The sequence below is a fragment of the Marinobacter sp. EVN1 genome, from assembly GCF_000475375.1.
Classification (GTDB): domain Bacteria; phylum Pseudomonadota; class Gammaproteobacteria; order Pseudomonadales; family Oleiphilaceae; genus Marinobacter; species Marinobacter nauticus.
The window spans coordinates 52,203-63,092 of sequence record NZ_AXCB01000002.1; the positions used below are offsets into that span (position 1 = coordinate 52,203).

Genomic DNA, 10,890 nt, shown 5'->3' on the forward strand with positions numbered 1-10,890 from the left:
CGGGAGGAGCGAGCCCACGCATGTAGATTATTTAGATAATCTTAGATCGAAATCTGAAATACTCTGGAGCCCTTGGTATGAAAGGCGTTCATTAAACCTGGGTGGGACCAATATCGTGATATCGCGGGACAGATATCATGATAGTTTGGGACCAATATCGTGATAGTGATTAGGGGCGCATTACGGCGAACTTCTGCTTGGCGTACTCTTTTGCCTGCCAGCCGATTTCGTTGAGTTCCAATAACGCTTTTCGTGATCGTGTGAGTCTTTTTCGGTGTGTTTCAGGGCCACAGGGATCTGGATAGAGAACACTGCTTACCCTCGCTAACGAGACTTGGCGGCATTTACCGCTATCAACCCAAGCACATAGCCATTGATGGACTAAGCGGGTTCGGTCGTCTCTAATTTTCCGGATTTCTCCCATCGGGATCCGAACGTGTCGACCGTTACCGAGTACCGCGTTTGTTAGAAAGGGGTTTAAAGCGACAAACAGGCTTCCATCTCGGCTATTGCTTGAATAATTTGCCAGTAGTCGAAAACCTGCTCGTCGGCCATTTATCTGAGCGATAACGGACACTTTCCACAGGCGTTCGATGGCAGCTCGGATTGTATTCGTATCTCTCGTATTTGATAGCCCGATTTCATAGGCAAGTTTACGTAGACTGCTTTTGACAGCAATCGCCGATTGGTTAGAAGCATACCCTTTTAACTCCAACATCGATCGAAGCGACATACCCAGTGGTGATGGAGATTCTACCGGCAGTTCAAGTGACGTTTCTGCGGGACCAGCCATTGCAACCAATCCTTGGAGTACCCGAAGCTCGGTAACCCCCAAGGGCTCAGGACCAGAGAATTCAATGCGATTACCACCGCTGAATTCATATACCACATCCAGTTTTCCTGACTTTTCGCGCCTCGTTACGAGCTGTGCTAAAAAGCCCGGGGGCCAGACAGTGATAATGATCATGGCGCACATGAGTGAGGTCAAATTGAGGCACGGCGTGGACTCCTCATTGGCACTGTGTTTCGGTGTAACGCAGTTGGTAGAAGAACGCCTCCTTCTGATCGAATTAGCCAGTTCTCGCTTGGAAGGCCTGCAGAATAATTACACTTGCTCAAACCGAACCGAACGTATTTGGTCCGGTTTTGCTCGTTGATTCGAAAGCTTTCCGCTTCCTTTCCAGTCATTGGGGCCAAGTACGCCTGCCACCTCACGTTATCTGACAGAACTGAAGACCCCCGTATTGCCTGTTGTTGATCGGTTCCGAAAGTTTGAGTGGATCCTTTATTTACATGGTGTATAAACAGTACAGAGCAGCCCGTTCGAGCAGTTATGGCTTCCAATCTTGAGATGATTTCCGACATTTCCGAGCTGGAATTTTCATCAGCATCATGAAAACGACGCAGGGTATCTAAAATTAACAAGTCAGATTCCCCGGCCAGACTTTCCAGCGCACTGAGCCAGCTATTACAACGAATATTTGGGCGAAATCCCTCCAGTGGCATCAAAAAGAGGTTTTCGGCTAATAACTCCCGTTGCCTTGTGGATAACTGCTGACCGAGAGCATGTAATCGATGCGCTAGTACGAGCAGTGGATCTTCGGCAGTCAAATAGGCGACAGCAGCATTAGTCACTGTGACTGGTCCAAGCCCTAAGGTATCTGCGCCAGTAACGAGCCAGGTGGCCATCTGCAATGCCAGCATCGACTTTCCAGCCCCACCAGGGGCTACAAGAGCCCCTACTGAGCCAGATATCATCCCTGGCAGGAGAAACTTTAGCGCAGGCGGTTTCTCATCAAAGGACCCATGAATACTCATTGGCCAGTGAGCAAAGGCCCCTTCTCTTAGATTAGGGTCTAGCCGGTTTATAAATTGAATAAAATCTTTTCCCGCGATCATGCCTGCCACCGCTTATCTACGCCGGGCTTTGTGTGCATGAGAGCGAATTGTGTCCCGTAGCTCTCCATCTGGTGTTATCCGCTCAGATAAAGCCCAGCCGAGAATTTCGTCTCTATGAAAAAAAATTCTTTTACCATTCGGTTTATAGAATGGGATGCGCTTTTCCGAAGTCAGGCGGTAGAGGTAGCTGGTTGAAAGCCCCAGAAGTTCCGCGCATTCTTCAACGCTAAGAACTGGTTTGTTCAACTGTCCTTGTCGTTCAACCAACGTCCTCAGTTGATGTAGTTCCTGCAAGATCATGCTGTTGGTGGTATCACTAGCTTTCGTTGGTACTAGCTGCTCTTTCATTCTTTTGATCCTCGTGTGTGAAACAACGAGGAATAAGATAAATCAGGGGATCAAAAACCATGGCCTCTGGAATTGCCCAAAAAAGGCGGAAAGAGCCCGTTCCGTATAAAAATAAAATTCTTTTAAAAACAATATCTTGATAATTTTCTGGTCAACCCCTGACAACCACCGTCAACATCTGTCATCCCAAAACTTTCACATGTGAAAGTTTTCACGACCCGCACAGCCAGATTTCTTTCACATGTGAAAGAAAAAAGAACTCCCGGAAATTTCACACCAGCTTGTTAGGCGACTCGATTTGTCGCACTACCGAAGTACTGTCAATACGAAGCCACTTTTCCGGCCACTTCCGCTCTATGCCTGACAATACGGTTGCTAGGTGTAATCACACGCTATACATTGGTCCCTACCCATATGGGCACCGCCAGGGAGGCCATAGCGTGTGAAAGCTCAAACTAAAAGCGGGGAGTGAGCAAATGACGGAACTGGACGACCGATGGTTGTCAGTGAGTGAAATCGCGAAATACCTTGGCGTAAGTGGCGATACGATTTACCGGTGGATTGATAGGCAAGCAATGCCCGCTCATCGTGTCGGTCGCGCCTGGAAATTCAAAAAGGACGAAGTAGATGCCTGGGTACGCAGTGGCGGTGCCAGCGACGGGAATAACGCCAATGCCTGAGGAGAAACAACTTGCCCGCTTCGGGTTCCGGTTTGAGCGTGGCGGCACTCACAGCTCCCGCACAATGATGCTGGACGAGCTCACGGCTCTGCTCGATTACGTAAACAGTGCGGACGCTACAAAGGCCGATTACCTACGTGCGATTGAGGAAGAAAACTGTCTGGGCAAACGCTCTGGTAGAACCCGACTTCTGACCTACAAGCACCTGGCTGAGCTTTATTCTCTGGACACAGCCCATGTGCTATTCCGTGCTCTGCTTTATTTCTGGCAGCGAGATGAAGCAGGTCGGCCAATGCTGGCGCTGCTGGCTACCTACGCCAGGGACTCTATTTTCCGTGCCAGCGCACCAATGATTCTCAAGGCTCCCGAAGGCTCAGTCATTACCCGTGAGTCGCTAGAGGAACTGATCGATAGCCTGGAGCCGGGTCGGTTCAGCAAAGCTACTTTGAAATCCACAGCGCAGAACATCAACTCCAGCTGGACCAAATCCGGGCATCTCACCGGGCGAAACAAGAAAGTTCGCAACCAAGCGGCACCCACGGCAGGTAGCGCGGCCTACGCACTGCTGCTGGGCTACCTGGCCGGTGCGCGCGGACAAGGCCTGTTCAGAACGGAATACACCAAGCTGCTGGACTGCTCTCGGGAAAAGACCATCGAATTGGCCGAGCAGGCGTCACGCAGAGGCTGGATAACCTACAAGCGGGTGGGGGATGTGATCGAAGTGCTTTTCCCCAACCTGATCAATCAGCAGGAACAGGAGTGGTTGCGTGAGCAGGGTTAAGCGCCTGATTCAATCGTACGGAAGGCACATTGCTATCCCCTGGAGGGATGATGCCGCTGCAGCCCAGCGGGTGGTTTTCTGCGTTTACAACGAAAACGAAGAGCGCTGGCTCAGAGCCCGGGTAGACGAATTCGAAATTGTTACCCGGCAGGCGGGTCACGAATGGGTTCTGTTTGATTTGACCCACACCTTTGCAGGCTGGCTGGCTACCCAGCGGTACGCAAAGAGCTATTTCCAGAAGCCGCACCTGTTGGCCACGGTCTTGCCCAAGTATCTGGACTATATCGTGAGTGAGTTCGAGCGGGTTCTGAAAGAAACAAATGCCAACGACAACACCGTAGTGGCTGTTCAGGGTGTTGGCTCGCTCTTCGGTTTTCTCAAGGTCAAAGACGTTGTGGATAAGTTGGCTCCCCTGGTTGAGGGGCGGCTGCTGGTTCTGTTTCCCGGCAGCTATGAAAACAACAATTACCGGTTATTGGACGGTTACGACGGGTGGAACTATCTCGCAGTACCGATAACCGCAGACAAGGATTAAGGAAAGAGGTTGTTCATGAAGAATCGCGAGATTTATCAGAAAGATCCGACCACCCGCAAACTGGTCAACGAAGGTGTGGCCAGTGTTAACGACGAAACCACAAGCCATGCCCTGGCGGTACTCCGTTACGAACTGGAAACCTTCGTATGTGACGGCCAGTACGAAAAAGGCATGTCCCACATTTTGGAAACCTACCTGAAGAACATCGACCAGGCTCAACAGCCGGCGGTGTGGGTCAGCGGGTTCTACGGTTCTGGTAAATCGCACCTGGTGAAGATGCTGAGGGCGCTGTGGGTAGATGCAGAGTTTGAAGACGGCGCTACTGCCCGGGGCATCGCCAAACTGCCGCAAGGCGTGAGTGAACACCTAAAAGAGCTGAGCGTTCAGGCGAAGCGTCACGGTGGCTTGCATGCGGCATCCGGAACCCTGGGCTCCGGCGCGAGCGGTAGTGTACGGCTTGCGCTACTGCGTATTCTGTTCAAATCGGCAGGGCTGCCGGAACAGTACCCGGTCGCCCGGTTTGTGATGTGGTTGAAGCACGAAGGCATTTACGACCAGGTACGCCAAAGTGTCGAATCCAACGGCTACAACTGGCAGGAAGAGCTGGATAACTTCTACGTGGCCGAAGGCCTGCACGAAGCTCTGGTACAGGCAAAGCCGGCACTGTTTACATCGCCGGCGTCCTGCGTGGAAACCCTGAACAACCTGTATCCGTTCGTTCAGGACATTTCCAGCGACGACATGCTCAAGGCCATTCGCCAGGCATTGACCACAGACGGCAAATTCCCGCTTACCCTGATCGTACTGGACGAAGTTCAGCAGTTCATTGGGGAAGACAGCCAGCGCTCCATTGCGGTACAGGAAGCGGTCGAGGCCTGCTGTAAAAACTTCGGTGGCAAGCTGCTCTTCATTGGCACTGGCCAGACAGCGGTAACCGGCACCAGCAACCTGAAGAAACTCGAAGGGCGCTTCACTATCCGTGTTGAGCTGTCTGATGCCGATGTCGATGCTGTTATCCGGCAAGTCATTCTCGCCAAAAAGCCTGAAGCCAAAGGGCCGATTGATCAGGTTCTGCAAACCAACCTGGGCGAAATTTCCCGGCACCTGGCGGGCACCACCATTGGCCACCGGCAGGATGACCTGCCTTACTTCCCCCAGGACTACCCGATCTTGCCGGTGCGTCGTCGCTTCTGGGAAAACACCCTGAGAATACTGGACCAGACCGGCACCGACAGTCAGCTGCGTAACCAGCTCAGCATGATTCACAAAGTCATCCAGACCAATCTGGATGATCCACTCGGCCATGTGGTACCGGCGGATTACCTTTACTTCGATTCCGCAGATAAACTGCTGCAGGCCCGAATTCTGCCCCGCAAGGTTCATGAAAAAACCATGAGCTGGATAAAAGGCACGGAAGACCAGCGCCTGATGGCCCGCGCCTGCGGCCTGGTGTTTCTGATCAACAAGCTGGGCGGCCAGAACAATGAGATCGGCATTCGTGCGAACGTCGATTCACTGGCAGATCTGCTGGTAGAAGATCTGTCCAGTGGTAGCAGCAGCCTGCGCAGCAAGCTGCCTGGCCTGCTGGATCATTGCGAATTGCTGATGAAAGTGGGCGAGGAATACCGCATCCAGACTGAAGAAAGCTCCGCCTGGACCGACGAATTCCTCAGCCAGCGTTCCGCGCTCTCCAATGAAGCCCATCGCATTCACGCAGAACGGGACGACCGCATACGCCGCATGTTTGGTGAGGTCGCGCGCAAACTGTCGCTGATGCAGGGCGAAGCGAAGGTTACCCGGGATATCTACCCGGTGTTTGATGCCCAGCTACCGGCGGATGCGAACGAGCGTATCTGCGTGTGGGTACGAGATGGCTGGAGCAGTGATGAAAACTCCGTTCGGGCCGATGCACGGCAAGCCGGGAACCAGTCGCCTACCGTTTTTGTGTTTATCCCCAAGCGTTCAGCGGATGACCTGCGCCATCACCTGATCGATTACAAAGCGGCGAGCGCTACCCTGGACAAACGTGGCTCCCCCAATACGCCGGAAGGCACCGAAGCCAAAGCGGCCATGGAAACCACCAAACAGACCGCCGAAGGCAAAATCCGGGAATTGCTCAGCGAAGCCTTCTCCGGCGCCCGGGTCTTCCAGGGTGGTGGTAACGAAATCCTCGGTAACAACCTGCAGGACATGGTGCTGGAAGCGGCAAACAACTCGCTGCAACGCCTGTACCCCAACTTCCATATTGCTGACCACAGCGGTTGGCAAAAAGCCTACGAAAAAGCGAAGACAGGCGCACCGGACGCTCTCAAAGCCGTCGGTGACGATGGTGAGCCTGGCAAGAATCCGGTCTGTAAAGCCGTTCTGGGCTTCATTGCCGGTGGCAAAAAAGGTGCGGACATACGTGCTCACTTTGAAGGGAAAGATTTCGGCTGGTCCCGGGATGCGGTGGATGGCGGCCTTCAGGTACTGCTGGTGGCCGGAATCATCCGGGCCCAGGACGACCGTGGCCAACCCATCGAGCCTTCCGCACTGGAGCGCAAGAGCATTGGTAAAACCATGTTCAAAGTGGAGTCCGCCAATGTCACCACACCGCAGCGTATCCAGATCCGCAAAGTGCTCCAGAAAGTGGGTGTATCCGCCAAGCAGAGCGAAGAACTGGCGCACGTGCCATCGTTCCTGCAGAAAGTCAGTGATCTGGCTGATAAAGCCGGTGGCGAAGCACCCAAACCCGAACGCCCGGACACCCGCTTCCTTGATGATATCCGCCTGACAACGGGTAACGAGCAACTGCTGGCCCTTTATAACTGCCGGGAACAACTCGTTCAAAGCATTGAGCATTGGGAGAAACTGGCAGAACAAATCCAGCAGCGCTGGCCCAGCTGGATGGTTCTCAAACGCCTGGTAAACCACGCATCCGCTCTGGCCGATGCCGAGGTGTATCGCGCCCAGGTAGACACCATCGAACAACAGCGCCAACTGCTGGAAGAGCCGGACCCGATCAACCCGTTGATCACCAGCCTGACCCAAAGCCTACGCGAAGCCTTGAACACCCTGAATCAGGACTACCAGGCCCGGCACGAACAGGGCATGAAACGCCTGGAGGCAGACGGAAACTGGAAGCAGCTGGAGCCGGAGCAGCGCAACCAGTTGCTGTCCGAGCAGAAGCTGACCCTGGCTGATCAGCCGAAAGTGGCCGTTCAGTCCACGGAGGAAGTATTGAACACCCTGGACCAATGCTCACTGGGCATGTTCGCAGACCGGGTAGCCGCGCTACCCAGCCGTTTTGACAACGTAGCAGTCTCGGCAGCGGAGTTGTGCGAGCCGGAAATTCAGTTTGTATCGGTACCACGCCGCACGCTTAAAACCGAGGCAGACGTTGATGCTTGGGCGGAAGAAGTGAAAGATCAGCTTAAAACGGCCCTGGAAAAAGGTCCGATTTCCGTCAAATAAAGAGTGCGACAGACATCATGCGAACCGCCGCCAACATCAAGGCCCTGCTGCCAGAGCTGGACCACTGCATAGCCGACGAACTGGAAGACCAGGACCTAGACTTCAAACAGTGGGACCTGAAAAGCCGGGACAACGCGGTAAAAACCGTGGTCCAGATGGCCGTGTGCATGGCCAATGGTGGTGGCGGTACCGTGGTATTTGGCGTGGCCGATCGAATACAGGGCCGAAGTAACGCCATTCTGGGTGTGCCACCGGAAATCGACTCAAACCTGCTGAAAAAGGCCGTCTACGACCAGACCGATCCGAAGATCATGCCGGTATTCGAAGAGCTGGCCGTACCGGAAGGCACTGGTCGGTTGCTGTTGATGCAGATTCACCCCGGTATGCCGCCGTACACCGACACCGCAGGGCGAGGGACTATCCGCGTCAGTAAAGACTGCGTTCCGCTGACCGGCACACTGCGCCGGAAGATCAGTGTCGAAACCGGCGAAACGGACTACACCGCAGAAGCCGTCGCTCCTGTGGATAACTCACTGCTGTCCGCCACAGCGTTGGAAGCACTGCGCAACCAGGCCAGCAAGGAACGTGCGCCGGAAGACTTGCTGAGGCTATCGAACACTGAACTTCTGTCCACTCTCGGGCTGATCAAACAGGGCAAACTCACCAGGGCCGCTATTCTGCTGGCCGGCACCGAGGCGGCCATCCGGGAACACCTGCCCGGCCACAACTGGACTTTCCTGCAAATGACCTCGGATACCGACTACGGCATCCGGGAGGATCGGGTCAGCGCTTTGCCTTTATCCGTTCAGCGCATAGAAGAACTGCTGGTGCCCTTTAACCCCATCACCACCTACAAACAGGGCATGTTCCATTACGAGTACCGCACCTGGCCGGAAATAGCAGTGCGCGAAGCCCTGATGAACGCCTTCTGCCATGCGGACTTGCGCATAGCGGGGCCGGTAATGGTCAAGCTGTATGCTGACCGGCTGGAAATCAGCAATAACGGGGGCTTTATTGCCGGCATTACCCCCAACAACATCCTGCATCACCAACCCGCTGCCCGAAACCCTTTACTGGTAGAAGCCCTTACCCGGCTGCGCCTGGTAAACCGCAGCAATCTGGGCATTAACCGCATGTTCTCCGCCCTGCTGATGGAAGGCAAAGAACCGCCCCAGATTCGGGAGATTGGTGACTCGGTGCAAGTTTGCTTTCCCAAGCGGGAGCTGAACGCCACCTTCCGTTTGTTTGTGGCGGAGGAAAGCGAACACGGGCGTAACCTGGGCGTGGATGAACTGATGCTACTGCAATACCTGCTCCAGCATCCGGAAATAGACACCAACACCGCAGCCAGTCTGTGCCAGCGTGGCGAAGCGGAGATGTGCGAAAAGTTATCCACAATGGAATCGGCTGGTTACATTGAACACGGGGGTACCGGGCGGGGCGCTTATTGGTGCATGCAGCCCGAGCTCTACAATCGGTTGGCCGAGGATGGCCAGGGCGAAGCCCGCCGCCGCATAGACTGGGAAGCCGCCAAAACCCGCGTACTCAGCATTTTGATGGAGCGTGCCCGTCGTAATGAGCCGGGCTTGAGCAACAAGGACATCCGGCAAATTACCCGCTTTGACCGTAACCAGGCCCGACGTCTGATGCAGGAGCTGATGCAGGAGAACGCCAGCCTCCAGAAGGTGGGGGAGCGGCGCTGGGCGCGCTATGAATACAGCAATGCGCGTGAGTATTGAAATTCGCATAGATAAACTTCTATGCGCATACTATGCGTTTAATGAATAAAGTGCGCATATCGGTGCGTACCGATGTGCCAGGAAAAGCGCTTTAACGGCACCAAAGCCGTAGCCGTGGCATCACTTTAAGGATTGGGGAAGTAAGAGAACATGCAGCCACTCGACAAGACACTCAGAAACCAACTGGAACGCGCCGTTAAAAACGCCCGCGACACCGCCGAAAACGGTGCCCGCGCCGCGCTGGACCAGCTGGGCGTCGCAGACCCCGCACCGGCAGCGCATCTGAGCGAGACCGAGCGGGAGCTGCGGCGCAAGCTACGCGCCCATGGCCGCCAACTGGGCGACGCCCTCAACGGCGGCAAGGTCCAGACCATGGAGCGCCTGGTGGAGGAAGTTGCCTACGAGCACTGGCACCGCATGCTCTTTGCCCGCTTCCTGGCGGAAAACGACCTGCTGATGTACCCGGACCCGGACGAACCGGTGGCCATCACCCTGGAAGAGTGCGAAGACCTGGCCGCCGACGAAGGCGCCGCCAACGGCTGGGAGTTGGCCGCCCGCTATGCGGCCCGTATGCTGCCGCAGATTTTCCGGCTGGACTCCCCGGTTTTCCAGCTGACCCTGCCACCGGAGCACCAACAGGCCCTGGAACGCCAGGTCGCCGGCCTGCCGCTGGAAGTGTTCACCGCCTCCGACAGCCTGGGTTGGGTTTACCAGTTCTGGCAGGCTAGGAAGAAGGAGCAGGTCAACCAGTCCGAAGTCAAGATTGGCGCCCGGGAGCTCCCCGCCGTTACCCAGCTCTTCACCGAGCCCTACATGGTGAGCTTCCTGCTCGACAACTCCCTCGGTGCCTGGTGGGCGGCCCGGCAGCTGAGTGAAAGCGACCTGAAGAACGCCGAAAGCGAAGAGGAACTACGCCAGAAAGCAGCCATCCGCGGTGTGCCTCTGGAGTATCTGCGTTTTGTAAAACAGGATGATGGTACATGGACACCGGCTGCCGGCACCTTCGATGCCTGGCCGGAACAACTGGCCGACCTGAAAACCCTGGACCCTTGCTGCGGCTCCGGCCACTTTCTGGTAGCAGCCTTTCTGATGCTGGTGCCCATGCGCATGGAGCGCGACGGTTTGTCCGCTCGGGACGCTGTGGATGCGGTGTTGCGAGAGAACATTCATGGCCTGGAGCTGGACCAGCGTTGTGTGGAACTCGCCGCGTTCGCGTTGGCCCTGACCGCCTGGAAATACCCCGGCGCGGCGGGCTACCGCCCATTGCCTGAGCTGCACCTGGCCTGTACCGGCCTGTCGATCAGCGCCAAGAAAGACGAATGGTTGGCGTTGGCAGGCGAAAATACGAATCTGCAGATAGTGCTCGAAGAGCTGTATAAGCAGTTCGAGGATGCCCCAGTTCTAGGTAGCTTAATAAATCCGGAGATAAGCTTGGGGAAGGTCTGAATAACTGCT

10 protein-coding genes are annotated in these 10,890 nt (G+C 55.2%); 6 read left to right on the forward strand and 4 right to left on the reverse strand.

Going from position 1 to position 10,890, the window contains the following annotated elements:
- Positions 1 to 169: 169 nt before the first annotated feature.
- From repC (Q674_RS40750) to Q674_RS21805, 4 genes are read right to left on the reverse strand one after another with little or no spacing between them, the layout of a single operon-like run.
- Positions 170 to 889, reverse strand: coding sequence for a replication protein C, IncQ-type (gene repC / locus Q674_RS40750; protein ID WP_413540189.1), 720 nt, complete (start codon positions 887 to 889; stop codon positions 170 to 172).
- Positions 879 to 998, reverse strand: coding sequence for a replication protein C, IncQ-type (repC, locus tag Q674_RS41625; protein WP_413540190.1), 120 nt, complete (start codon positions 996 to 998; stop codon positions 879 to 881). The genes repC (Q674_RS40750) and repC (Q674_RS41625) overlap by 11 nt, the downstream gene beginning before the upstream one ends.
- A complete protein-coding gene (locus Q674_RS40755) occupies positions 985 to 1,899 on the reverse strand; it encodes a helicase RepA family protein (RefSeq protein WP_081698901.1) in 915 nt (304 codons plus the stop codon). Before Q674_RS40755 ends, repC (Q674_RS41625) begins: the two co-directional genes overlap by 14 nt.
- A gap of 12 nt (positions 1,900 to 1,911) precedes the next feature.
- Positions 1,912 to 2,247, reverse strand: coding sequence for an excisionase family DNA-binding protein (locus Q674_RS21805; RefSeq protein ID WP_023007671.1), 336 nt, complete (start codon positions 2,245 to 2,247; stop codon positions 1,912 to 1,914).
- Positions 2,248 to 2,723: 476 nt separating this feature from the next.
- On the opposite strand from Q674_RS21805, the gene Q674_RS21810 reads away from it, so the two are divergent.
- The 6 genes from Q674_RS21810 to Q674_RS21835 all read left to right on the forward strand — a co-directional run bounded on the left by Q674_RS21810 (position 2,724) and on the right by Q674_RS21835 (position 10,881).
- Positions 2,724 to 2,927, forward strand: a complete 204-nt coding sequence (locus Q674_RS21810; protein ID WP_023007672.1) for a helix-turn-helix domain-containing protein — start codon at positions 2,724 to 2,726, stop codon at positions 2,925 to 2,927.
- Positions 2,920 to 3,708, forward strand: coding sequence for a hypothetical protein (locus Q674_RS21815; protein WP_023007673.1), 789 nt, complete (start codon positions 2,920 to 2,922; stop codon positions 3,706 to 3,708). Before Q674_RS21810 ends, Q674_RS21815 begins: the two co-directional genes overlap by 8 nt.
- A complete protein-coding gene (locus tag Q674_RS21820) occupies positions 3,695 to 4,243 on the forward strand; it encodes a BREX protein BrxB domain-containing protein (RefSeq protein ID WP_023007674.1) in 549 nt (182 codons plus the stop codon). Before Q674_RS21815 ends, Q674_RS21820 begins: the two co-directional genes overlap by 14 nt.
- A gap of 15 nt (positions 4,244 to 4,258) precedes the next feature.
- Positions 4,259 to 7,696 (forward strand): BREX system P-loop protein BrxC, encoded by a 3,438-nt coding sequence (gene brxC / locus Q674_RS21825; protein WP_023007675.1) that lies wholly within the window; start codon positions 4,259 to 4,261, stop codon positions 7,694 to 7,696.
- Between the two features lie 17 nt (positions 7,697 to 7,713).
- Positions 7,714 to 9,435: an ATP-binding protein gene (locus tag Q674_RS21830; RefSeq protein ID WP_023007676.1), complete on the forward strand. Its 1,722-nt coding sequence runs from the start codon at positions 7,714 to 7,716 to the stop codon at positions 9,433 to 9,435.
- Between the two features lie 150 nt (positions 9,436 to 9,585).
- Positions 9,586 to 10,881 (forward strand): DNA methyltransferase, encoded by a 1,296-nt coding sequence (locus tag Q674_RS21835; RefSeq protein ID WP_023007677.1) that lies wholly within the window; start codon positions 9,586 to 9,588, stop codon positions 10,879 to 10,881.
- The last annotated feature ends 9 nt before the right edge of the window (positions 10,882 to 10,890 follow it).

Excerpts from the sequence above, each read along its gene's own strand:
- Q674_RS21815 (WP_023007673.1), top strand. The coding sequence starts at position 2,920 with ATGCCTGAGGAGAAACAACTTGCCCGCTTCGGGTTCCGGTTTGAGCGT.
- Q674_RS40755 (WP_081698901.1), bottom strand. The coding sequence starts at position 1,899 with ATGATCGCGGGAAAAGATTTTATTCAATTTATAAACCGGCTAGACCCT.
- Q674_RS21805 (WP_023007671.1), bottom strand. The coding sequence starts at position 2,247 with ATGAAAGAGCAGCTAGTACCAACGAAAGCTAGTGATACCACCAACAGC.
- Q674_RS21810 (WP_023007672.1), top strand. The coding sequence starts at position 2,724 with ATGACGGAACTGGACGACCGATGGTTGTCAGTGAGTGAAATCGCGAAA.
- Q674_RS21835 (WP_023007677.1), top strand. The coding sequence starts at position 9,586 with ATGCAGCCACTCGACAAGACACTCAGAAACCAACTGGAACGCGCCGTT.
- brxC (WP_023007675.1), top strand. The coding sequence starts at position 4,259 with ATGAAGAATCGCGAGATTTATCAGAAAGATCCGACCACCCGCAAACTG.
- Q674_RS21830 (WP_023007676.1), top strand. The coding sequence starts at position 7,714 with ATGCGAACCGCCGCCAACATCAAGGCCCTGCTGCCAGAGCTGGACCAC.